General features: G+C 43.3%; 13 protein-coding genes. 9 read left to right on the top strand and 4 right to left on the bottom strand.

The window, feature by feature from the left end; genetic code table 11:
- Positions 1 to 350 precede the first annotated feature (350 nt).
- The 7 genes from LLW17_RS09345 (at position 351) to LLW17_RS09375 (ending at position 17,546) form a co-directional block, all read left to right on the top strand.
- Positions 351 to 3,437 carry a SusC/RagA family TonB-linked outer membrane protein gene (locus tag LLW17_RS09345; protein ID WP_228229988.1) on the top strand — a complete coding sequence of 1,029 codons (3,087 nt, stop codon included), beginning with the start codon at positions 351 to 353 and terminating at the stop codon, positions 3,435 to 3,437.
- 19 nt (positions 3,438 to 3,456) lie between these two features.
- Positions 3,457 to 5,079 (top strand): RagB/SusD family nutrient uptake outer membrane protein, encoded by a 1,623-nt coding sequence (locus tag LLW17_RS09350; RefSeq protein WP_228229989.1) that lies wholly within the window; start codon positions 3,457 to 3,459, stop codon positions 5,077 to 5,079.
- A gap of 257 nt (positions 5,080 to 5,336) precedes the next feature.
- Positions 5,337 to 8,540 carry a VCBS repeat-containing protein gene (locus tag LLW17_RS09355; protein WP_228229990.1) on the top strand — a complete coding sequence of 1,068 codons (3,204 nt, stop codon included), beginning with the start codon at positions 5,337 to 5,339 and terminating at the stop codon, positions 8,538 to 8,540.
- Positions 8,541 to 8,615: 75 nt separating this feature from the next.
- The gene (locus LLW17_RS09360; RefSeq protein ID WP_228229991.1) at positions 8,616 to 11,966 is read left to right on the top strand and encodes a CRTAC1 family protein; all 3,351 of its coding nucleotides are present in this window, start codon (positions 8,616 to 8,618) and stop codon (positions 11,964 to 11,966) included.
- A gap of 25 nt (positions 11,967 to 11,991) precedes the next feature.
- A complete protein-coding gene (locus tag LLW17_RS09365; protein ID WP_228230032.1) occupies positions 11,992 to 15,198 on the top strand; it encodes a VCBS repeat-containing protein in 3,207 nt (1,068 codons plus the stop codon).
- Between the two features lie 25 nt (positions 15,199 to 15,223).
- Positions 15,224 to 16,579, top strand: a complete 1,356-nt coding sequence (locus LLW17_RS09370) for a vanadium-dependent haloperoxidase (protein ID WP_228229992.1) — start codon at positions 15,224 to 15,226, stop codon at positions 16,577 to 16,579.
- A gap of 52 nt (positions 16,580 to 16,631) precedes the next feature.
- The gene (locus LLW17_RS09375; RefSeq protein WP_228229993.1) at positions 16,632 to 17,546 is read left to right on the top strand and encodes a GyrI-like domain-containing protein; all 915 of its coding nucleotides are present in this window, start codon (positions 16,632 to 16,634) and stop codon (positions 17,544 to 17,546) included.
- Here LLW17_RS09375 and LLW17_RS09380 read toward each other — a convergent pair.
- From LLW17_RS09380 to LLW17_RS09395, 4 genes are all read right to left on the bottom strand, one after another.
- Positions 17,543 to 18,010, bottom strand: a complete 468-nt coding sequence (locus tag LLW17_RS09380) for a DUF4564 domain-containing protein (protein WP_228229994.1) — start codon at positions 18,008 to 18,010, stop codon at positions 17,543 to 17,545. The genes LLW17_RS09375 and LLW17_RS09380 overlap by 4 nt on opposite strands.
- 64 nt (positions 18,011 to 18,074) lie before the next feature.
- Positions 18,075 to 20,381: a glycoside hydrolase family 65 protein gene (locus tag LLW17_RS09385; RefSeq protein ID WP_228229995.1), complete on the bottom strand. Its 2,307-nt coding sequence runs from the start codon at positions 20,379 to 20,381 to the stop codon at positions 18,075 to 18,077.
- Positions 20,382 to 20,385: 4 nt separating this feature from the next.
- Complete coding sequence (gene pgmB, locus LLW17_RS09390; protein ID WP_228229996.1) at positions 20,386 to 21,042, bottom strand: beta-phosphoglucomutase; 657 nt, start codon at positions 21,040 to 21,042, stop codon at positions 20,386 to 20,388.
- A gap of 1 nt (position 21,043) precedes the next feature.
- Entirely contained in the window at positions 21,044 to 22,087 is a 1,044-nt protein-coding gene (locus tag LLW17_RS09395) for a LacI family DNA-binding transcriptional regulator (RefSeq protein ID WP_228229997.1), read from the bottom strand.
- Between the two features lie 233 nt (positions 22,088 to 22,320).
- On the opposite strand from LLW17_RS09395, the gene LLW17_RS09400 reads away from it, so the two are divergent.
- Together LLW17_RS09400 and LLW17_RS09405 are read left to right on the top strand one after the other, a co-directional pair.
- Positions 22,321 to 23,781: a glycoside hydrolase family 32 protein gene (locus LLW17_RS09400; protein WP_228230033.1), complete on the top strand. Its 1,461-nt coding sequence runs from the start codon at positions 22,321 to 22,323 to the stop codon at positions 23,779 to 23,781.
- A gap of 21 nt (positions 23,782 to 23,802) precedes the next feature.
- On the top strand, positions 23,803 to 25,140 hold the full coding sequence (locus tag LLW17_RS09405) for a sugar porter family MFS transporter (RefSeq protein WP_228229998.1): 1,338 nt from the start codon (positions 23,803 to 23,805) through the stop codon (positions 25,138 to 25,140).
- The last annotated feature ends 3 nt before the right edge of the window (positions 25,141 to 25,143 follow it).

Genomic DNA, 25,143 nt, shown 5'->3' on the forward strand with positions numbered 1-25,143 from the left:
TTTATGCTTTTTGTTAGCGTCCGATTTATCATTTTAAGTCGAAAATTCATAAAATTTAACATTTTTAAGATAAAAATATTAGCCTTTTTGAAGCTTGAAGACCAACACGGTCATTTTCAACCTATTCCAAAAAGCTTTGAATTTTTGATAAAATTATGAGTATATTTTATCAACTTATTAATTTATCAATAAAAAAATGTCGATAAACGTATAATTTACATTTTTCATTACGATATCGATTTCGTTACTTAAACGTTGTAGTGCCCATTTTTAAATAATTATTTATATAAATTTGATCACCAAGAAACACTTTTGGAAAACCAAATAATTCAATTAAAAATTTCAAACTTATGAAGCATGTAATACTTAGAGGTATGTTGTTTTTAGCTTCGCTTTTACTGGCAGGTATGGCGAATGCACAAACAGTATCCGGGACAGTATCGGAGCCTAACGGCCCATTACCAGGTGCTAACGTCCTTGTTAAGGGAACCACCAATGGTACTACAACAGATTTTGACGGTAACTATACTTTAAATAATGTTCCCTCAAATGCAACACTTGTTTTCAGTTATGTAGGTTTTGCACAGCAGGAAGTTGCTGTTAACGGAAGATCTACCGTAAATGTAACACTAGAAGAAGATGCTGCGGCACTTGAGGAAGTGGTGGTAATTGGTTACGGTACTACGACCGTACGTGATGCAACCGGTTCTGTTTCTTCGGTCACCGCAGAAGAGTTTAATCAGGGTGCTATCGCATCTCCGGAACAACTTATTCAAGGTAAAACTGCGGGGGTCAACATTTCTCAAAATAGTGGTGAGCCAGGAGCTGGTAATAATATTCGTATCCGTGGTTCCAACTCTATTCGCTCGAACAACAATCCTCTTTTCGTAGTGGATGGTATTCCACTTTCCGGTGAGTCAACAACACCATCAGGAGGTGATATCATCAATGGTGCTAATGCTACAAGAAACCCGTTAAACTTTATCAACCCTAACGATATCGAGAGCATTTCTATCTTAAAGGATGCTTCTGCTACAGCAATCTACGGTTCTCGTGGTGCTAATGGGGTTGTAATTGTAACCACAAAAAGCGGTCGCGGTGCACAGGGAGGTGTGTTCGAATTTTCTTCAAACATGAGTTTTTCTGCTCCTGCTCAAAACTATGACTTATTTAATGCTCAACAATTCCTTGCAAATACTGAAGAGTTAAGAGGGCAGGATATTGCTAATGATTTGGACTTTGGTTTTAATACAGATTGGCAGGATTATATAACCCGTTCAACAATATCTACAAACAACAACCTATCTTATTCGAATAACTACAACTCAGGTAATATACGTGCAACCGTAAGTTATGGTAATATAGAAGGGGTTATCCAAAACTCTTCTCAAGAGCGTATCACTACGCGTCTTAACGCCAATCAGCGTTTCTTTGATGATAAATTAAGTTTTGCGTTGCAGGCATCGTATTCACGTGTAAATGATGAAGCACCACCTATCAGTGGGCAGGGTGGAGCCAGTGGTAACCTTATTGGTGCTGCTTACTCAGCTAACCCTACCTGGCCGGCTGACCCTGAGTTCTTTTTTGCGGGAAACCTTTTGAACCCCGCAAACTATTTGAACAACTACAATGCAAATACAAATACCAACAGGTATCTAATCAATTTATCTACAGAATATAAATTTACTGATGCCATTACCGGTAAAGTAAGTTTAGGTTATGATAACTCAGACGCTGAGGCACAAGCTTCGGTATCTCCGAACATCAATAACTTTAACCGTGTAACTGATAATGGGCAGGCATCTTTCAATACACTGGAGAACACCAGCAAATTATTAGAAGCAACCCTTCGTTATGCTAAAGAATTTGACAATTTCAAAATTGATGCACTTGCAGGGTATTCATTTCAGGATTTCAGACGTCAGGGATTCAATGCGCAAGGTTATGGTTCTCCTGTAACAAATCTGTTAGATATGCAGGATGCTCTTAGAGGTGCTGTAAGTGATCTTCGCGGAAGAATCAATGTACCTTATCAACAATTTGGTTATGACAGTAATGGTGCTAATTCATTCTTAAATTCTCTTGTACCTTTTGACGACAGCGGTGTATTACCATCTTTTACCGGAGTTTATGAAACTCTTTGGTTAGACACTTTTGATAACACAGACGAATTACAATCCTATTTTGCTCGATTACAGTTTACATTTTCTGAAAAATATCTACTTACAGCCACAATGAGAGCTGATGGTTCTTCTCGTTTTGGAGAAAACAATAAATATGGATATTTCCCTTCTGCTGCATTCGCTTGGCAATTGGGTGATGAAGATTTTATAGGCGATGCATTCTCAACCCTTAAATTAAGAGTTGGTGCAGGTTCTACCGGTAACCAGGAAGGTTTAGGTTATGCTCAGTATTTAAACAGACAGCGCTTTGGAGGTCCTGGTATTACTGATGATGGTACTGTTAACAGACCAGGTCTCGAAACTGTTGCGGTACAAAACCCTGATCTTAAATGGGAATCAACAATAGACCTAAACTTTGGTATTGATTTTGGATTTAATAATGACCGTTTTAATGGATCACTTGACCTTTATCGCAAAGCCACAAGAGACTTACTTTTTAGATCACCAGCTCCTGCTCCTGCATTTGATCCGTTCCGATTTGTTAACCTTGAAGATGGAGAAGTAATAAATAAAGGTGTGGAATTAGCTCTTAACTACGATCTTATACAGACTGAAGATGTAAACTTCTCAGCTTCTTTCAATATTTCTTACAACCATAACGAGGTAACGGGATTAAATGGTGCTGTTGCAAATTTTGGTGAAGTAAATGGACCTGGTCTTACCGGGGCGTTTGTTCAAAGACTTGGTGAAGGCAGATCCTTATTCTCCTACTATATGGCTGAATATGCAGAAGATGCTAGTGGTAATCCTGATTTCTCTGCAGATGACAAAGTTTTTGTTGGCAAAGATGCATTACCAGACTGGAACACCGGTTTGTCTCTTAACCTGAGCGTTAAAAACTGGGATTTTTCTACGTTCTTTACCGGTCAGTTCGGTTTTTATGTGTACAACAACACTGCAAACGCATTCTTAAACAGACCTACATTCTTAACTTCAAGAAACAGTACATCTGATGGTTTGGCTTTGGTTTCACAGGAAGTTTCTACTCTCTATTTAGAGAACGGAGATTTTGTACGACTTCAAAACGCTTCTGTAGGTTACAACATTCCTATGCGTGAGGGCTCTGCAATTCAATCGATGCGCGTAAATGTAACTGGTCAAAACTTATTACTGATCACGGGGTATAGTGGTTTGGATCCTGAAGTTTCCTCTTCAACCGGTGACTTTGGTAGTGGTATTCCTAGTGCAGGTATTGACTATACGTCATTCCCAAGACCTACTACAGTTACAGTTGGCTTAAATGCAAGATTTTAATCTTAAAAAAATTGATAAAATGAAAAGACTAAACAAATTTAAATTGGTTTTTCTCAGTGTCCTAACGGTTACAGCTTTTAGTGCCTGTACCGATCTAGAAATTGAGGAGACAGATTCAATACTTACTGACGGTTTTACTGGTATTCCTACAGCTGAGGAAGCGGCTAGTACCGTTAGTGGTATGTACAATAATATTAGAGGATATGTTGGTGATCAGGCAAACCTGTATGCTCTTAGTGAAGTTACTACCGATGCTCAATTAGTACCTACCCGAGGATCTGACTGGGGGGATAACGGAATCTGGAGGCAGCTTCACCAGCACACCTGGACTGCAGACCATCAATATATCAGAACCGTATTCGATCAGTGGAACGAGTTGCAATTGACCGCAAGTACAGTACTTGACGAACGCTCTGCTTCTTCATCTGACTCAAGGGCACAAGCCTCTTTCTTAAGAGCTTTAGGTATGTTTGTGATATTAGATAATTTCGGTCAGGTTCCGTACAGAGATACCACAGCCGATCCACGTGAAAATCCCGAAGTTCTTACCGGTGCAGATGCAGTAGCTTTTATCGCTTCTGATTTACAAAATGCTATTTCAGGCTTACCGAGTTCTTCTGCAGGAGACGACAACCCACGCGCAACACAAGCAGCGGCTCGTTATCTATTGGCTAAACTTCATTTGAATAGACATATATATGAAGGAACAGGAAGTCCTGCTGCTTCAGATATGAATGAAGTGATTTCTTTAGTTGAAGAAATTGAAGAAGATGGATACGCATTGCACGATGGCTACTTTGAACTATTTGAGCCTACAGCTGATACTGAAACCATCTGGTATATCAACACCTCTACCGGTAACCGTATCTGGAATACGCTGCACTATAACTTCACCCACCCTGATAACACAGGTGGTGGTTGGAATGGTTTTGCCACACTTGCTGAATATTACGATCTTTTTGAAGGTCCCGCTAACAGTAACAACCCAGGTGAAGGACAGGAAGAGCGCAGAGGTTATGTGGCACAACGTGGTGTAGCTTTTACTGGACAGGAATTTATGACTGACGCTGATAACGATGGCTTTGCTGATGCTTCAAACGTTGGTTATGGATTCTTAATTGGCCAGCAATACGCCCTAAATGGAGCTCCTCTTACAGATAGAGGTAATGTGCCCTTACAATTTAAACGTGATTTTGTTGACGCCAGTACCGGCCAACCTAGTCTTGTAGAAAACGGCGAGCAAACGGGGATTCGTGTAATTAAATACAACCCGAGAAACGGTGCCTTTAGAGAGCACGAAATTTTCTTCCGTTATTCTGATGCTTATTTGATGAAAATTGAGGCCATTCACAATGGTGGAACCAGTTCAGATAATGCATTAACTCTTATGAATGCGTTGAGAACATTAAGAGATGCAACCCCTTTAACAAGTTTAACCGATCAGGATATTATTGATGAAAGAGGTCGTGAATTATACACTGAATTTTGGAGACGTAATGACTTAATTCGTTTTGGTCAATACACCAAAGACTGGGCGTTTAAAGATCCTTCTGCAGTAGGTAATACAGACAAGAATTTGTTCCCAATACCTAACACTCAGGTTATTCTCAACCCTAATTTAGTTCAAAACCCGGGCTACTAATTTCTAGAATTTGCCAAATATGAAAAGAGGGTCATTTTTTAAATGATCCTCTTTTTAAATTTAAGAACGCACGTATTTAGAGTAGCAAACACATTTAAAGAATACGTATTAAGTCACTCCAGCCTTTTAAAATTGGGCACATTGTGCCTATATTTCCCCAAATTTTAGAACAAGTCTTCATGTCCCGAAGTTGTCTTTATTTATTAATTGCTCTGTTGCTAGTAGCATCCTGTACGAAACAAAGCCGAGAGTCTGTTATGCTGACGGCTCTTGAAGATACCGGCATTGATTTTAGCAATGACCTGACCACTACAACGCAACTCAACATTCTCAATTACCTGTACTTCTACAATGGCGCCGGTACCGCAATTGCAGATTTTAATAATGACGGACTGCAAGACATTTACTTTACCGGAAATCTGGTTAACGATAAGCTCTATCTCAATCAGGGCAACTTAAAATTTAAAGACATCAGCAAAGAAGCCGGAATAACAAATACCGATTGGAATACCGGTGTTACCTCAGTCGACATAAATGCAGACGGCCTTCTTGATATTTATGTGTGTACGGTAAGTGGACATCTGGATCTTCAAGGTCGCAACAAACTGTATGTCAATCAGGGCGTAAAAAACGGAGTTCCTACCTTCAAAGAAGCTGCCGCAGATTACGGTCTCGACTATGCGGGGCTTTCAACTCAAGCTGCTTTTTTTGACTACGATCTGGACGGTGATCTCGATATGTACCTGCTCAACCACTCGGTTCATCCCAATTCAAACTACGGCCGGGCAGCAATACGCACGGTTTCAGACAGCCTGCGCGGCGATAAACTCTTCCAAAACAACAACGGCTATTTTACAGATGTTACTTCTGCCGCCGGGATTTTAAGCAGCAAAATAGGCTACGGCCTTGGGGTTTCGGTATCTGATTTAAACAATGACAACTACCCGGATCTCTATATTGCCAATGACTTCTTTGAAAACGACTACGTTTATCTCAACAATCAGGATGGAAGCTTTACAGAGGTAAATACTTCCGAGGATTTGTTAGGACACACATCCCACTTTTCAATGGGAAGCGCCATTGCAGACCTCAATAACGATAGTCATCCCGATATTTTGAGCCTTGATATGCTACCCGAAGATCTCGAAGTATTGAAAGCTTCAGGTACCGAATACACTTACCCCATCTATCAAAATCAATTGCGCAACGGTTACGATTATCAGTTTATGCAAAATGCGTTGCAACTCAATCTGAGCAACAACCGCTTTGCCGAAACCGCCTTTCAAAGCGGTATCGCCGCAACCGAATGGTCATGGAGTCCGCTGGCGGCTGATTTTGACAACGACGGCTTTAAAGATTTATACATTGCCAACGGGATTCTGGGCGCAACCAATGATATGGACTTCGTGAGTTTTATCTCAAACGAATCTATTCAGAAGCGATTGGGCAAAAACATGTCTGAAGCCGAACTCGAATTCATCAAGCAATTACCCCAAACCTATGTGCCCAATTACGCCTACAAAAACAACGCTGACGGCAGCTTTACCGATGTAACCCAGAGCTGGACCGCAAACATTCCCTCGTTTAGCAACGGAGCTTCGTATGCCGATCTGGATAATGATGGCGACCTCGATATAGTGGTGAATAACATCAACGCGAAAGCTTTTATCCTGGAGAATAAAACCACAAACCCCGGGATTCAGATTCAGTTTAAGGGAGAAAAAGAAAACACCTTCGGAATCGGCACAAAACTCACCACCTTCTCTGGCGATACCATTCAGTTTTTTGAGAATTATACCACAACCGGTTTTATGTCTGCCGTACCGCCTTCGGTAGTAATCGGTTTGGGTAAAGCTTCCAAAATTGACTCACTTCAGGTCCTTTGGCCTTCTGGGAAAACCCAGTCTTTGAAAAACATCAAAACCGGTTTGGTTTTAGAAGAAAAAAATGCTCAGGTAAAACCCCTGACAAGAACTTTGATAAAGCCCGAAATCAACTGGATTCAGGATTCTCTGAACCTCAATTTCACGCATAAAGACGGTTCTTCCATCGAATTTAGCCGCGATCCGCTCGTGCCTTACGCCGGTACTAATACGGGTCCGCAAATTGAAAGGGCCGATTTTAACCAGGACGGATTGGATGACCTTATCATTCTCGGTGCCAAAGCTCAAAAAACGTCACTTTTCCTTCAAAATAAAGACGGAAGCTTAACCGAGTCTTTTTTACCCGAAGCCGATGACGATGCCATCAACGAAGATACTGCGGTCGCGATTTTTGATGCAGACGGAAACGGCACTCCCGACATTGTCATCGCCAGCGGTGGCAACGAGTTCACTCAGGGAAAAGCACTTACTCCCCGCCTCTACCTCAACACAAACGGAAGCTTTCAGAAGTCGGAAAACGCATTTGAAGGTATTAATCTTAATGCATCTCAGATTAAGGCGGTAGATCTCAATGGGGATGGAAGTCTCGATCTTTCGATTACAGCTGATTTGGTTCCGCAGGAATTTGGCGCCACACCACAACAGTACCTGTTGAAAAACGACGGCTCCGGTAATTTTACAGATATTACCTCAAGCTATGCTCCTGAATTTGAAAGCATCGGCAACGTAAAAGACATCATTTGGGCAGACCTCGATCAAAATGGTTATCCCGACGCTATCGTATGCGGCCATTGGATGCCGATTTCCATCTTTACTAATGACGGAAAGCAATTAAAACCGGTGGATTCGGAAAGTTTGCACTACACAAACGGACTTTGGAACAGCCTTCAGGTGGCCGATTTTGACGGAGACGGAGACTTAGATATCGTTGCCGGAAACTGGGGCCTGAATACCCGCCTTAATGCTTCGGTTGAAGAGCCGCTGAACCTGTACCGTTTCGATTTTGACGCTAACGGAAAAATTGATCCGGTGACTACTTATTTTTATAAAGGAACCGAAACGGTTTTGGCTACTAAAGACGAACTCGTAAAACAGCTGCCCTATCTCAACAAACGTTTTCTGAGTTATAAAGCTTTCGCGAAAGCGAGCATTACCGATTTACTTTCCGCAGAGAAACTGAAAAAAGCCGAAAAAAAACAGGTATTTACTCTCGCAAGTACGTATTTTGAAAACACCGGTAATTTCAGTTTTAAAGCACATCAGCTTCCTTTTATGGCTCAAATTACCAGCGTGAAAAACATCGTGGCTTACGATTTTAATGAAGACGGACGTGAAGATCTGCTTTTGCTTGGCAACGATAGTGAAATCAGCACCCAACTGGGCAGACTCGACGCTTCTCACGGTGTATTTTTACTCAATAAAGGCACAACATTTGAGTACGCAGATGCACCGAAAATTAACATTACCGGAGCGGTGCGCAGCAGTGCATTTTTTAATTTAAACAGCGAACCCTATCTTATTTTGGGGCGCAACAACGACAAACCTATTTTTATAAAAAAGCCCAAAATGGGCTTGTAATAATTAATATCCGAAAACCTGATTATAGCATAGCGCACCTGTGCTTAAAAAATATAATTGATGAAAAATGTGTTTATGAATAGCTTAAAGCAAATTACCTTTTTCGGCTTATGCCTTCTTTTTGCAGCCTGCGGCAAAGACAGTTCAGAAACCCAGGAAACCGGGCCTCAGGAACCCAAACTTTTTAGTCTTTTGGGGCCTGAAACCACAGGTATCGATTTTGTAAATGCCATCCAGAACGAAAAAGATTTCAATATTTTCAAATACCGCAATTTCTACAACGGCGGTGGCGTGGCTATTGGCGATATCAATAACGATGGACTTGCAGACATCTATTTGACTGCCAATATGGGCCAAAACAAACTCTACCTCAACAAGGGCGATTTCAAGTTTGAAGACATTACCGAAAAAGCCGGTTTAGCTGGTGATAAACCCTGGTCTACCGGTGTGGTGATGGCCGATGTAAATGCAGACGGCCTGCTTGATATTTACGTCAGCAACGCAGGGAATATGGAAGGCGACAACCACGATAACGACCTGTACATCAACAACGGCGACCTTACTTTTACCGAAAAAGCAGAACAATACAATCTTGCAAAAACCGGCTTCTCCACTCAAGCAAGCTTTTTTGACTACGATAAAGACGGCGATCTCGACGTGTATATCCTAAACAACAGCAACGTGCCTGTAAGTGGTTTGGGCTATGCCGAGCAACGCGATACCCGTGCTGAAAACTGGGAAAATGTACCCGATATTTTTAAAGGTGTGGGCGATCTCTTGATGCGTAACGACGGAGACACCTTTACCGATGTGAGCGAGGAAGCAGGCATTTACGGCAGTCTTATTGGCTTTGGCCTGGGCGTGATGGTCACAGACATCAACAACGACCTCTGGCCCGACATCTACATTTCAAACGACTTTTACGAGCGCGATTACCTGTACATCAACCAGCAGGATGGTACGTTTAGCGAAGAGATTAAAGACTGGACCTCGCACCTTTCGCTTTCGGCGATGGGCGTTGACATCTCAGACGTCAACAACGATGGCTTGCAGGATATTTTTATCACCGATATGCTTCCCGAGCCGGAAGAGCGTGTAAAATCGGTGATGGAGTTTGACAGCTACAATGTGTACAAACTCAAGCAGAGCAAAGACTTTTACCAACAGTTCATTCAGAATACGCTACAGATCAACAACGGTAACGGCAGTTTTTCAGAAACCGCTTATTACAGTGGCGTTGATGCGACCGACTGGAGCTGGGCGGGCTTGCTAGTTGACCTGGACAATGACGGCTACCGCGATATTTACGTCACAAACGGTATCAATCACGATCTGACTGACCTGGATTTCGTTGATTTTTTCGCCAACGAAATCATTCAAAATATGGCTTTAACCGGCAAACGCCAGGCTATTGATTCTATCATCAATAAAATGCCGAAAAAACCTTTGGTGAATGCGGTTTACCGAAACAAAAAAGACCTGAAATTTGAAAATGCAGCCACGCTCTGGGGACTTGACCAGCCGGGTATGTCAAACGGTTCGGCCTACGGGGACCTTGATAATGACGGCGATCTGGATCTGGTGGTTAATAATGTGAATATGCAGGCTTTTGTGTACCGCAATGAGGCCGAAGAGCAAACCCAAAAGCGCTACCTCAACATCAGCCTTAAAGGCGGCGAGAAAAATCCGTTTGCCGTGGGTGCTTCGGTACGACTGTATTTTGACAATCAGCAGATTTATCAGGAATTGTATCCCGTGCGCGGTTTTCAGTCTTCTATGGATTATGAGATGACTATAGGTCTGGGGCAAACGCAAAAGCTCGACTCGCTACGCGTACTTTGGCCTAATGACAAAACCCAATTGCTGACTGATGTTGCCACCAATCAAACCCTAAACCTTAGTCAGGCAGAAGCCACCGAAACTTTTATTCCGCGCAAGCAAAACACAGGGCCCCAGTTACTCACGGAGCTTAGCAATGGCAGTCTCAAAGCCAATCCGGAGAACGCCTACAACGACTTTGATTATGAAGGTTTGATCGCCAAAAAACTTTCGCAGGAGGGTCCGGCTCTTGCCGTGGGCGATGTTAATGGAGATGGAAACGACGATGTATTTGTGGGTGCCCCTAGCGGAAGCGTGGCTACACTCTATCTGCATTCCGGTGACGGAAAACTGACTCCTAAAAATCAGGCCGTTTTTACGACTGACGACTATTTCGAAGATACCGCCGCTGCGCTTTTTGACGCAGACGGTGACGGAGACCTCGATTTATTGGTAGCTTCGGGCGGAAACGAGGTAGATAAAAAAGAACTTTTCCGACCGCGATTATACCTCAACGACGGCAAAGGGAATTTCACCAAATCACCTAACGAACTGCCTTCGGCCTTTCAGAATATGAGCGTGGTAGCACCAAATGATTTTGACGGCGATGGCGATATGGATGTGTTTATTGGTTCCCGAAGTGTGGTGGGCGTTTACGGGGTTGATCCGCAGCAGTTGTTTTTAGAAAATACCGGCAACGGCATTTTTGTAGATGCGACTGAGCGTCTGGCTTACGATCTCAAAGATGCCGGAATGGTCACCGATGCGCTTTGGCTTGATATTGATGGCAACGGTTTTGACGATTTGATCACTGTTTCCGAATGGGGCACGCCACACATTTACCGCAATTCGGGCCGCAGACTTTCCGAAAAGGAAAGCAATCTGAGCGATAAAACAGGCTGGTGGAATACGCTTGCGGCAACCGATATTGACAACGACGGCGACATGGATCTGGTTTTGGGTAACGAGGGCGAAAACCTGCATTACCTGCCCACGGTCGAAAACCCGATGGTGATGTACATCAACGATTTTGACAACAACGGCACCATCGAGCAGATCACCACAATGCGTAAAAAAGGAAAGGATTATCCGCTGCATCAGAAGAAAGAGATCACGGCGCAAATGACTTCGCTTAAAAAGCAAAACCTGAAAGCTTCAGACTACGCAAGCCGTTTTATTGACGAGATCGTTTCACCCGAGAGCCTTAAAAACGCGATCAAAAAGGAAGTGAGTTACTCCCAATCAGTGATCGCGATTAATGACGGCAAGGGGAATTTCAGCTTTAAAGCCCTGCCTTACCAGACGCAATTGTCCTGCGTGTGTGATATTTTGGCCACAGATCTAAATAAAGATGGCCTTGCAGACCTTATTATGGCGGGCAACAATTTTGAATTTAAACCGCAATATTCGCAATTGGATGCCAACTATGGTAACGTTTTGCTCAACACGGGCGGCGATAATTTTGACTGGCAGAATTACAGCAAAAGCGGATTTTTTGTAAAAGATGAAGTGAAGCAACTGGCGACCTTTAGCGATAAAAACGGAAACACCTTTGTCATAGCTGCCATAAACGATAAAAAACCGAAGATTTTTGAACTCAATAACTAAAATAAGCCTGCTGGCCCTGCTTGGGATGCTTAGCTACTCGTGCTCAGATAAGCCCAAGTTGTTTACCAATCCCGATACGCAAAAGGCCGGTATCAGCTTTCAGAATACACTGACCGCCAACGAGGACATGAACATCCTCGACTACCTCTATTTCTACAACGGGGGCGGACTCGCGATAGGCGACATCAACAACGATGGATTACCGGATATTTATTTCTCAGGAAATCAGGTAAAAAACCAGTTGTACCTCAACAAGGGCAATTTGCAATTTGAAGACATAACCAAAACCGCCGGTGTGGCCGGAAACAGCGACTGGAATACCGGAGCAGTGATGGGCGATGTTAACGGTGACGGCTTTCTGGATATTTACGTGTGCGCCGTGGTAGGCCTCAACGGTCTGGATGGCTACAACGAACTGTTTATCAACAACGGCGACGGCACCTTTACCGAAAGCGCTGCGCAATACGGCCTGGACCTTGACACCTTCTCCTCTTCTGCTGCTTTTTTAGACTACGATCTGGATGGCGATCTGGATATGTACATTCTCAATCACGCGGTGCATACGCAGAGTTCTTTTGGCAAAGCCGAATTGCGCTACGAGCGAAATCCGCAAACCGGAGACCGCCTGATGCGCAACGACGATGGGCATTTTACAGACGTGAGCGAAGAAGCCGGTATTTACGGCGGAATCAATTCGTATGGCCTGGGCATCGCGGTGTCTGATTTTAACCTGGACGGCTTTCCCGATTTGTACATTGGTAACGATTTTCACGAGGATGATTACTATTACATCAACAACGGCGACGGTACTTTTACCGAAGATTTAAAAGGCCATTTTGGGCATACCAGCAGGTTTTCTATGGGAAGCGATGTGGCTGATCTCAATCACGACGGCTGGCCCGATTTGATTTCGCTTGATATGTTGCCGCAGGATGAAAACGTACTCAAGTCAACGGAAGGCGATGACAACATTCAAACACAGCGTTTGCGCACAGACCGCTACGGCTATCATTATCAGTTTACCCGCAATATGCTGTTTATAAACCGTGAGGGTGGCGATTATCAGGAAACCGCATTATTAAGTGGGGTTGCTGCGACCGACTGGAGCTGGAGTGCGCTTTTTGGCGATTACAATCAGGATATGCAGCAGGATTTGTTTATCTCAAACGGAATCCCCAAAAGACCTAACGATCTGGATTACATCAAGTTTGTTTCGAGCGATCAGATTCAGAATAAAATAAACAACACGGCACTGATAGATCAAAAAGCCCTGGAGCTTATGCCCGGCGGCGTTACCCGCAACTATGTTTATGAGGGCAGTGAAGACCTTCAGTTTAAAGACCGAAGTGAAACCTGGATCGCAAACGACACGCTCGTGTCGGGCGCTACAGCTTATGCTGACCTCGACAATGATGGAGATCTTGATTTGGTCACTAATAACATCAACACCGCTCCTACCCTTTATATCAATCAGACCAACGACAAAGCCAGTTATCTTAAAATCTATTTGAAGTCGGCTTCGCGAAATGATTTTGCGCTGGGCGCGAAAGTCTATGCCTACGCAAAGGGTGTACAGCAATTTAAAGAACTGTATCCGGTACGCGGTTTTCAGGCATCGTCTGAGCCGGTGATTCATTTTGGCTTTGCAAACCAAAAACAGGTAGATTCGATACGTATTATTTGGCCAGATCGTACGAGCCAGATGCTAACCAATATTGCTACAAATCAGACGTTGCAGGTCAAACAGGAAAACACTTCGCCCTTTGACTATGCTGCACTTAGACCGAAGCGACAACTGCTTTTCAAACCGGTAACCGACTCGCTGGGTCTTGATTTTGTGCATCGCGAGGATGCCTATTCTGATTTTGACCGCGAGAAATTAATTCCCTATCTGGTGGGAGATCGCGGACCTGCTGTGGCTCAGGGCGACTTAAACGGCGACGGCAAAACCGATTTGTTCTTTGGCGGCTCTAAGTATATTTCCAGCAAAATCTATCTCCAAAGCGATTCAACTTTTGTAGAAACGAAATATCCAGGAATCCAAAACGATTCGATTAACGAAGAAGTGGTTGCTGTGATTGCCGATTTCAACAACGATGGTAAAAACGATTTGATGACCGGTACCGGCGGAGGTGATTTTTACAACCGCTCGAAACCCTTGCTTGATGTGTTGTATCTTAACGAGGGAGCTAGTTTTAAAGCTTCGGCCCTGCCGGAATTGTTTGAAAACACTTCGGTTTTAGCGACCTACGATTACGACGGCGACGGCGATCTTGACGTATTTGCGGGTTCACAGAGCGTCACGGCAAGTTTTGGGAAGTTGCCTTCCTCCTATTTGCTCGAAAACAATCAGGGTACTTTTCGCGTAGCGCAGGAATTCAAAGAACTGGGTATGGTCACGGCTGCGGTTTGGGATGATTTTGACGCAGACGGCAAAGCCGATTTGATCGCGGTGGGCGAGTGGATGGCGCCAACCTTTCTAAAAAACGAAGGCACCAAACTCAAACGGGTTTCTAAAACCGAAAAAGACCTCGAAGGGCTTTGGCAAAGCATCATTCCGTTTGATATAGATGATGATGGTGATACCGATTATATTGTGGGAAATTGGGGCGAAAACAGCAAGTTTCAGGCTTCGGCAGCATCGCCTATGAAAATGTACTACAGCGATTTTGACACTAACGGGCAAACTGAAACCATCGTAACCACAGCAAAAGACGGTAAATACTATCCGCTTATGGGTCTCGATGCGCTGGCGTCACAGGTGGTAAGCCTCCGTAAAAAGTATCAAAGTTACCGGGATTTTGCAGGTCAGAGCATCGAGGAAATTCTTAGCGCCGAACAGTTAAAGAATTCCAAAATTTTAAACGTAAGCACCCTGAAAACCGGATACTTACAAAATAATGGAAATTCATTTGATTTTGTACCTTTAGCGCGCGATTTACAGGTTGCTCCTGTTATGGCTTTTTGCCTGTTTGACTTTGATGGCGATGGTAAGGAAGAGGTGCTCGCAGGTGGAAATTATTTTGGCGTACAACCCTTTCACGGAAGGCTCGACAGTTTTACGGGGGCTTTAATTAACAGTGAAAGCAACATCATTTCGGGTGAAAAACTCGGGTTAAAGTTTGCCGGGAAGTCCATACGTGATTTGTCTGTAATTCGTTTAAACGGGAAAGCTTATTTGATGGCAACTGTAAATGACGCGCCTGTTCAGCTTTATGCTTTACAACCCTGATTTTAGAAACAAGAAGTTTAGAATTATGTTTAAGAATATTTCAATCCTGACTTTCAGTATATGTGTTTTTATCTCGTGTAACACCGAGCAGAAGCCTCTTAGCGTTACGCCCGATGACTACAACAATGCCGTAGATAAAGTTACCGAGGTTATTATTCACGATATTTTTTCACCTCCGGTGGCGAGTCGTATTTATGCCTATTCCAATATTGCGGCCTATGAAGTTTTGGCCCAAAACCATCCCGAGTATAATTCGCTGGCCGGTAAATTAAATGGTCTGGGCGAAACGCCAAAGGCTGAAAATCCTGCTGTAAACTATGACGTAGCGGCTTTGATCGCACAAATGGAGATGGCTAAAAGCCTTATTTTTAGTGAAGATCGAATCACCGAGGTTCGCGACAGTCTGTATAAAACCTGGGAAGATCAAAACGCTGACGAACTCGCGGCGTCAAAAGCATACGGACTTCAGGTTGCCGACCACATCAAAAGCTGGATGGATGGCGACAATTACAAACAAACCCGTACGATGCCCAAATTTTCGGTAAATGCTGATAATCCTTCACGCTGGCAACCCACTCCTCCTGCTTATATGGACGGGATTGAACCACACTGGATGAAGATTCGTCCTTTTGTGCTCGACTCGGCTTCACAGTTTAAGCCTCTGCCTCCACCGGCCTTTTCGATGGAAGAAGGCAGCGAGTTCCACAAGCAATTGATGGAAGTCTATAACGTACGCAACGAGATGACGGCTAAGGGTGATGACTCTGAGGAAGCGCAAATCGCAAAATTCTGGGATTGTAACCCTTATGTGTCAACCCACAAAGGCCATCTGATGTTTGCAACCAAAAAAATCACTCCGGGCGGGCACTGGATTGGGATTGTAAAGATCGCTACCAAAAAGAACAATGCAGACCTGATGGAAACGGTTTATGCGTATACCAAAACTTCAATCGCCCTGTTTGATGGCTTTATCAGCTGCTGGGATGAAAAATACCGCAGTAACCTCATTCGTCCGGAGACCCTGATCAACCAATATATCGATGACAGCTGGGCGCCGGTATTACAAACCCCGCCATTTCCTGAATACAGCAGCGGTCATTCGGTAGTTTCCGGTGCTGCCTCAGAAGTACTTACCGAAATTTATGGGGATAATTTTCAGTTTGATGACGACACGGAGACCGCTTATGGCTTACCGGTGCGCAGCTTTACTTCATTTAGAGCAGCATCATCAGAAGCTGCTTTAAGCAGATTATATGGTGGTATTCATTACCGTGCGGCCATAGAGGAAGGCTTAAAACAAGGTCGCCAGCTGGGGCAGCATATCGTTAATAACCTCCACATGAAAAACGACGGCGAAGCCCTTTCGCACAGCGGAAACTAGATCTTTTCAATTTATTAAATACTAAATCACACCCCGATTTAAATTAGAATCTATGATCAAGAAAATTGGTTTTGTAGTGGCTACCCTGCTCTTTGTTGCACTCGCCTGGTATCTTTTTGTAAAACCCAGTGATTACATCATCAATTTCAAAGTAAAAACCACGCCGGGTACGGTTGTTCAGTCTGTAAAAAGCTGGAATAGCAATTTAACGGCGAGTACAATTACCGAGCAGCACGGAACTTCGGCTATTGTTCAGAAAAGGCAGTTTGGAGATTCTACGGTTACCTATACCTATCACGCTTATGCCCTTAACGATTCAATTACCAAGGTAAGTGTAGGTATCAAAGATGCAGAGCACAGCCTAAAAAACCGGCTAACGGTGCCTTTTGCCAATACACTTTTTAAGGAGCGTAGTACCGCAAATGTGATGGAGTTTTTTGAGACGCTGAATGAACACCTCAAGCAAATAAAAATCGAAATAACGGGCATTGAGAAAACACCTTCAACCTATTGCGCCTACATTCCGCTTAAAAGTATGCAGGAAGCCAAAGCGCTGGGAATGATGCGTAATTACGGGTATATAGGCGATGTGTTGGCACGTAATAATGTAGAAATGAACGGACCTCCATTTGTAGAGGTAACTGAGTGGAATCAGGAAACAGACAGCATCTCATACAACTTTTGCTTCCCAATTATACGCTCCGAAAATTTACCTATAACAGACGGAATCAAATACAAACGCCTGTTTGAAAAAGAAGCAATTCACGCAGTATATAATGGAAATTATATCACTTCAGACCGCGCCTGGTACGCTTTATTAGCTTACGCAAAGCAAAATAATATCGAAGTTGATGCCAAGCCTTTAGAGGTTTTTTTTAACAACCCAAATATGGGAGGCAATGAGCTGGAATGGAAAGCAGACATTTATATGCCACTAAAGCAGGAAAGTCCGGTGAAGATAAACTAACGGGTGAAATCTAACTGTCGGTTTTCTGCGGCAGCTTTTTTGTCTAACCGGGTGCCTAAAATAGTGCCCGCAACCATTCCTAAGGGTAATCCCACCCCTAAGAGAGCTATATTTCCTACAAGCAAACCTATTATGATGCCTATAGGCATTCCAAATGCCGAAAGCCCAACGACCATCCATAACCTACGGTAATGATTTTTTGCTACCAGATTTTCATTTTTTTCAAGAAATATCAATAGGTCTGACTTAGCTTTTACCAGTTGCTTTTTAAAGCGTTTTTCATTTTTGAACTCCATATTAACACGCTCAATTTCAGTATTGATATATGCTACAGTTTCCGGCTTGAGTTGCTCTGATTCAAGAGATTTTATAAGGTTTTGAAAACTTTCCAGATGAAACTTTAGCCAAGAATTATCTAACCTGGATTCAGAAACCTTGATAAGAGAGAATGTATTTCGTTTCATAGTAAAAAAATACTCCTAATAACTTACGTATTAGGAGTATTTGGTTTTATTCATTTTCTAAAGACTAAACCTCAACTGAGCTGCCCGCTTTCACAGTCACCCCTTTTCCGTGTATCAAAAGATTAAGGTCGTCGCCTTCGTTGAGCGTAAAAACGGTTTTATTTTTACCCACGGCTACTTTCAAGATTTGATCTCTATAATTCAGTTTAAAGGAAAATCCATCCCAGGCATCCGGCATTTTAGGATCAAATGACAGGGTATTGTCTTTAATACGCATTCCGCCAAAACCTTCTACCACACTCATCCAGGTACCGGCCATACTCGTGATGTGCAAGCCTTCGTGAACTTCTTTGTTATAATCATCCAGATCCAGACGTGAGGTACGCAGGTAAAACGCATAAGCCTGATCCATCTGCCCCAGTTTTGCAGCCTGTATGGCATGTACACAAGGGCTTAGGGAAGATTCATGTACCGTAAACGGCTCATAAAAGTCAAAATGTTTCTTCAATTGCTCCTCGCTGAAATCGTCTTCAAACACATAAAACGCCTGCAAAGTATCGGCCTGTTTGATGTAAGGTGAACGTAGAATACGGTCCCAACTCCATTTCTGGTTAATGGGTCGCTCTGATTTTGGCAAATCGGCCACAGTAACCAATTCTTTATCTAAGAAGCCGTCCTGCTGCAGGTATACGCCCTTCTCTTCTGAATAAGGCAGATACATTTTTTCGGCAACTTCAGCCCAGGTTTTTAATTCTTCGTCTTTTAATTCGGTTTGACCCACAATACGCTTGTAATCTGACCCGAATTCTTTTGCTACATTTTTACAATGCTCAACAGCGTATTCCAGACACCATTTAGCCAGATAATTGGTATAAAAGTTATTGTTTACGTTGTTTTCGTATTCATTGGGACCGGTCACACCAAGAATTACATAGTTTTCTTTTTGAGCAGACCAGGTGGCGCGTTGTTTCCAGAAACGGGCAACGCCTATCATCACTTCAAGTCCTTTCTCAGGAATGTAGCTGTAATCACCGGTATACTTCACGTAATCGCGAATGGCAAAAATCATCGCACCATTACGGTGTATTTCTTCAAACGTAATTTCCCACTCATTATGGCATTCTTCGCCGTTCATAGTTACCATGGGGTACAAGGCTGCTCCATCTTTAAAACCAAGCTTAGCGGCGTTCTCAATCGCTTTAGTCAAATGATTGTAACGATAGGTCAGGAGGCTGCGGGCAACATCCTGATTTTTGGTCGCCATATAAAAGTGCAGACAGTAAGCTTCGGTATCCCAATAGGTAGAACCTCCGTATTTCTCACCGGTAAAGCCTTTTGGCCCAATATTTAAACGGGAATCTTTACCCAGATACGTTTGGTTGAGATGAAAAATATTGAAACGGATACCTTGCTGAGCACGTACGTCACCTTCTATCACGATATCAGCCATTGACCAGATTTCTGCCCAGTCTTCTTTTTGTTTTGCCAACAAATTATCAAAACCGGCATCTAGAGCCGTGTCAAGAACCTTTTGAGCTGCCTGTTTCAGCTCGTTTTGATCGTGGTTGAAAGAGGTAATATATCCGGCATATTTTTGAATGCCAAAAGTCTCGCCTTCGCGAATATCGGTCTCGTAAACGTGACCAATGTAGGTATCGCTTTTATTTGTACTAAGGGTAAGTGAAATCTCTTTACCATCTACGGTAAAGGTATTGGCCATCGCTGTACACACGTAGAAAAAGGTTTTCATCGTATGCGCGGTGATGTAGGCTTTGTTACCATCTTCCTCAACACTCAGAGTATTCCAGAATTTATCGTCCCAGTTGGTGTCTTCGTTGGTGATTCCGCTATCCAGATAAGGTTCATAACTGATGCTAACGTCTTTGTTGAGCGGGGTTACCTCATAATGTATCGCTCCGATCTCATCGTGCGCCAGGCTCAGAAAACGTTTAGACTCAACTTTAAGCTTTACGCCATTTTGCAGTTCTGCTTCAAAACTGCGGCCCAGCCAGCCTTCTTTCATATTGAGCTCTCTGCGGAAATTAGAAACACGTTTAGCGGTGTTCAAATCCAGAGATTCGCCATCAACTTTCACCTTAATGCCTATCCAGCTGGGTGCATTAAGCACTTTTGCAAAATACTCGGGATAACCGTTTTTCCACCAGCCTACACGGGTTTTATCGGGATAGTAAACTCCGCCAATGTAGCTTCCCTGAAAGGTTTTGCCGCTGTATTCTTCTTCAAAATTGGCACGCTGTCCCATAGCACCGTTACCGATACTGAACAAACTCTCTGATGATTTTACGCGATCTTTCTCAAACCCTTCTTCAATAATGGCCCAGGGTGCTGGCACTATATAATCCTGATTCATACTATTAAGCGTTGATTAGTTGGTCTAGAAATGTACTATTTATTTCTGTAAAGTCTCTAAAGTTATGATCTGCTTCGTGCAAAATACCGGGATCACCTATACCTATACTCACCATATCTACCGAGTTAGCGGCCTGAATTCCGGCAATAGAATCTTCAAAAACGATTGCATCGCTATAGCTTACGCCAAGCTCATCTGCTCCAATGGTAAACACTTCCGGATCAGGTTTTGCTTTCTGAACATGATTACCATCTACAATGGTGTCAAACATATCAAACAAACCCACCCGTTTTAAAATAGGCTGCGCGTTTTTGCTGGCAGAACCCAGAGCCATCGGGATGTTCTTAGACTTCAAATAATTGAGTGTTTTCAATACGCCCGGCAGTATATCTGCATCGGTCATTTTCTCAATATAGCTCAGGTATTCTTCATTTTTAGAAACCAGCCATTTGTCTTTTTGGTCCTGCGTGGCATTAATATCCCCAATTTCTAAAAGAATATCTAATGAACGTACCCGGCTTACACCTTTAAATTGTTCGTTTTGCTCTTCGGTAAACTCAAAGCCCAGCTCATTTGCCAGACTTTTCCAGGCCAGGTAATGAAAACCTGCGGTGTCTACGATTACCCCATCGAGGTCAAAAATAAATCCTTTTTTTGCCATTTTATCTCAGGAGTTTTCGGGTTGATTCGCGTTCAATAAGACTGGTTTCGATATACGTGGTTCCGTATTCTTCGGTCTCATCCTCAGGACGTTCGAGCTTATTAATAAGTATAGAAGCTGCCTTGCGTCCCATTTCCTCACCATGCTGACTCACGGCTGTGATACTGGGTACCATGTGCTCTGAAAGTTCACCATCTGTAAAACAAACAATAGAAATATCGTCAGGAATACTCTTGCCTGACTGAGCAATTACCCGTGCCGCGTAAACGGCAAAAAGTTCATTAACGGTAAACAAGCCATCCAAATCGTTGTTCAGGATAAACTCTTTGATACGCTTTTTAGAACCTTCGCCCAAATCGTCAATATTATCCAGTTTTAAGATGCGGTTTTCATCTACTTCAATACCAAAATCATCATGTGCATCCAGGTAACCTTCGGTACGCAGGCGTCCTACGCTCACGTAATCTTCGCTGGTGATAATTCCTATTTTACGGCAACCGGAGCGTATTAAGTGGCTTACGCCTTTTTTGGCCCCCTGTGTATCATTTATAAGTACACGATCACAGGCAATACCTTCTACCACACGGTCAAACATCACCACGGGCATCCCCTGCTCAATGACTTCATTTAAATGATGATAATCTTCTTTTTGCATGGTTTCCTTTGATACCGAAAGAATAAAACCATCTGTACTGCCATTTGCCAAAAGCTCCATATTAAGAACTTCCTTATCGAAATCGTTATTGGAAAGGCAAATAATAACATTGTAATTATTCTCACGCGCTTCAGCCTCAATACCGCGTATTACCGTGGTAAAAAAGTGATGCACAATCTGAGGAATGATAACACCGATGGTATTGGTCTTACGGTTTTTAAGACTCAAGGCAATGTTGTTCGGCTTATAATTGTAAAGCTTTGCATAAGCTTTGATTTTCTCGCGGGTTTCTTCGCTGATTTCGGGGCTATCTCTCAGCGCTTTAGACACTGTAGAGATGGAAACATCCATCTCTTTAGCGATTGATTTAAGGGTTAATTTCCTTTTCATGGGTATTCTAGTATAATTCTGTAGGTTTACGTATAATTTTATCCATTACGCGTGCAAATTTAACCAACTAAATCGATTAAGTTTACTTGAATTATGCTAACTTTCGATGCTATTTTAATCAAACAATGTTGATTATGTTCAAAAATCTAGGCATAACCTGCGCATTACTGTCTCTATTCTGGTCCTGTAAAACAGACCCGTCTCAAAATTTAAACCCTAAAGATACAGCAGATATGTTATATCACGAAAATTTTCGTCCAAAATACCACTTTAGCCCAAAATCACACTGGATGAACGACCCAAACGGGCTGGTTTATCACAAGGGCACCTATCATTTATATTATCAGTTTTACCCCGATTCGACCGTATGGGGACCCATGCACTGGGGTCACGCAACCAGTGATAATCTCAGAGACTGGAAACACCAGCCCATTGCGCTTGAGCCGGATTCGCTGGGATATATCTTTTCGGGCAGTGCGGTGATTGATCATCAAAACACTTCCGGTTTTGGGACTGAAGAAAACCCGCCGCTGGTTGCCATGTTCACCTATCACGAGCCTAACGGTGCGCAGGCCAAAACAAACGATTACCAGTATCAGGGAATCGCCTACAGCCTCGATAACGGCAAAACCTTTACCAAATATGAAGGCAATCCCGTAGTACCCAATACCGAAGGTTTTATCGACTTCAGAGATCCTAAAGTATTTTGGCACGAAGCTTCCCAAAAATGGATTTTAATACTGGTGGCGGGTGACCGCGCTTTATTTTACAATTCAGAAAATCTTAAAGACTGGAATTATTTGAGCGAATTTGGAAAAGACACCGGCGCTCATGGCGGCGTCTGGGAATGTCCTGATCTCTTTCCGCTGAAAGTCGCAGAGACCGGCGAGACCAAATGGGTATTACTCATCAGCATCAATCCGGGTGCACCAAACAGCGGCTCGGGAACGCAATACTTTGTGGGCGAATTTGACGGTGAACACTTTACCACTTCACAAACCGAAGAGCTTTGGATTGATCTGGGACGTGATAATTACGCCGGAATTACCTACAACAACCTGCCCGGGGAGGATCGCATCTTTATAGGCTGGATGAGCAACTGGGAATACGGCCAGCAGGTACCTACCGAAAAATGGCGCAGCGCGATGACGCTTCCGCGAAAGCTGAACTTGCATAACAACAACGGGTATTTTTTAAGCAACTTCCCGGTTGCTGCGATAACTGACCAATTAGAAAAGCAAAAACCCGAAACGATAAAGGAAGACGGAATCCTTCATTTTAAAAATCCTAAACTCAATCAAGCCGAAATTTCTTTTAGTCTGCCATCACCCGTGACTGACTTTGAAATTATGCTGAGCAATGATGACGGGGAGCGTTTAAGCATTAGCTATAACGCTGCGCAAAACACGTATAGTCTTGACCGTTCCCTAAGCGGACTCACCGATTTTGCCGATAGTTTTGCCAAACCCGTTATGAAAGCCCCGGCCCGGTTCACAGCGGGGGATTCCGTACCTTTTTCGATCTTTTTGGATACCTCATCCATAGAATTTTTTGCCGATGGTGGAGCAAATGCACTCACAGCCGTATTTTTCCCTAAAAAACCCTATACCCATTTTCAATTGAAGACCGACGCCCCGGTTTCTGAACTGAGCCTGACCCCTATCCCGTCAATCTGGAATACCGAAAACCAATAAAAAAACACAACCTAATTTATTATGAAAGCAGTACAAAAATGGTCAATAACCGTAGCGCTTGCCGGATTTCTCTTCGGTTTTGATACCGTAGTAATTTCGGGAGCTAACTTACCGGTACGCGAACTCTGGAATTTATCGCCCTGGTTTCATGGACTCTTTATCATGTCTATGGCGCTTTGGGGTACGGTTCTAGGCTCACTCACCGGCGGCATACCCTGTGATCGTTTTGGACGCAAAAAAACCCTGTTCTGGATTGGGGTGCTGTATTTTGTATCTGCGATAGGTTCGGCTTTATCGCCAGATCCTTATCTGTTCTCGTTCTTCCGGTTTATTGGCGGGGTGGGCGTAGGCGCTTCTTCGGTAGCAGCACCTACCTATATTTCTGAAATTTCAACAGCCTCAAACCGTGGTAAACTGGTGGCGTTGTACCAATTCAATATTGTTTTTGGGATCCTGATCGCGTTTTTCTCCAATTATCTGCTTGAAGGTTTTCAGGGTGCAAACGACTGGCGCTGGATGCTCGGCGTAGAAGGCATTCCTGCTATTCTTTATGTAATACTGGTTTTGAGCGTGCCTGAAAGTCCGCGCTGGCTTTTACATAAAAAGAAAGACGAAAAATCAGCTTTTGAAATTCTCAACCGGGTGTACCCAAAAGCGGAAGTACAGCAAAAAATTGACGCTATTAAAACCGAACTTGCCAAAACTTCAGACGAGGTCACCTTGTTTACCAAACGCTATAAAAAACCGCTCATTCTGGCATTTTTGATCGCCTTTTTCAATCAGATTTCGGGTATCAATTTCATTTTATATTATGCTCCTGAAATTTTGGTAAAAGCCGGTTTAGCGACTGAAGATTCGTTGTTCAACTCGATCTCCATAGGTTTTGTGAACCTGATTTTCACCTTTGTGGGTGTGGGTCTGATTGACAAACTGGGCCGCAGAACCCTGATGTACATCGGTTCGCTGGGTTACATTATAAGCCTTTCGACTGTAGCCTGGTGTTTTTACGCTTCGGCAAGCCCTACCTTGCTGCTCGCGTTTATTTTGGTGTTCATTGCCTCGCACGCTGTGGGACAGGGCGCCGTGATCTGGGTTTTTATTTCTGAAATTTTCCCGAACAAAGTACGTGCCTACGGGCAATCCTGGGGAACCGGAACCCACTGGGTTTTCGCAGCCTTAATAACCTTACTCACCCCTGTATTTTTAGACGGTGACGACGGCATCTTTAAAGACAATCCCTGGCCTATTTTTGCGTTTTTTGCCTTTATGATGGTGCTGCAATTGCTGTTCACTAAATTCATGATGCCTGAAACCAAAGGTATTTCGCTCGAAGAGCTGGAAGAAAAACTATTAAAGTAAATC

Source organism: Leeuwenhoekiella parthenopeia (assembly GCF_020782115.1).
Classification (GTDB): domain Bacteria; phylum Bacteroidota; class Bacteroidia; order Flavobacteriales; family Flavobacteriaceae; genus Leeuwenhoekiella; species Leeuwenhoekiella parthenopeia.

Coding starts and splice junctions, on each gene's coding strand:
- pgmB (WP_228229996.1), bottom strand. CDS start 21,042: ATGGCAAAAAAAGGATTTATTTTTGACCTCGATGGGGTAATCGTAGAC.
- LLW17_RS09355 (WP_228229990.1), top strand. CDS start 5,337: ATGCTGACGGCTCTTGAAGATACCGGCATTGATTTTAGCAATGACCTG.
- LLW17_RS09365 (WP_228230032.1), top strand. CDS start 11,992: ATGCTTAGCTACTCGTGCTCAGATAAGCCCAAGTTGTTTACCAATCCC.
- LLW17_RS09405 (WP_228229998.1), top strand. CDS start 23,803: ATGAAAGCAGTACAAAAATGGTCAATAACCGTAGCGCTTGCCGGATTT.
- LLW17_RS09345 (WP_228229988.1), top strand. CDS start 351: ATGAAGCATGTAATACTTAGAGGTATGTTGTTTTTAGCTTCGCTTTTA.
- LLW17_RS09385 (WP_228229995.1), bottom strand. CDS start 20,381: ATGAATCAGGATTATATAGTGCCAGCACCCTGGGCCATTATTGAAGAA.
- LLW17_RS09360 (WP_228229991.1), top strand. CDS start 8,616: ATGAATAGCTTAAAGCAAATTACCTTTTTCGGCTTATGCCTTCTTTTT.
- LLW17_RS09400 (WP_228230033.1), top strand. CDS start 22,321: ATGTTATATCACGAAAATTTTCGTCCAAAATACCACTTTAGCCCAAAA.
- LLW17_RS09395 (WP_228229997.1), bottom strand. CDS start 22,087: ATGAAAAGGAAATTAACCCTTAAATCAATCGCTAAAGAGATGGATGTT.
- LLW17_RS09380 (WP_228229994.1), bottom strand. CDS start 18,010: ATGAAACGAAATACATTCTCTCTTATCAAGGTTTCTGAATCCAGGTTA.
- LLW17_RS09375 (WP_228229993.1), top strand. CDS start 16,632: ATGATCAAGAAAATTGGTTTTGTAGTGGCTACCCTGCTCTTTGTTGCA.
- LLW17_RS09370 (WP_228229992.1), top strand. CDS start 15,224: ATGTTTAAGAATATTTCAATCCTGACTTTCAGTATATGTGTTTTTATC.
- LLW17_RS09350 (WP_228229989.1), top strand. CDS start 3,457: ATGAAAAGACTAAACAAATTTAAATTGGTTTTTCTCAGTGTCCTAACG.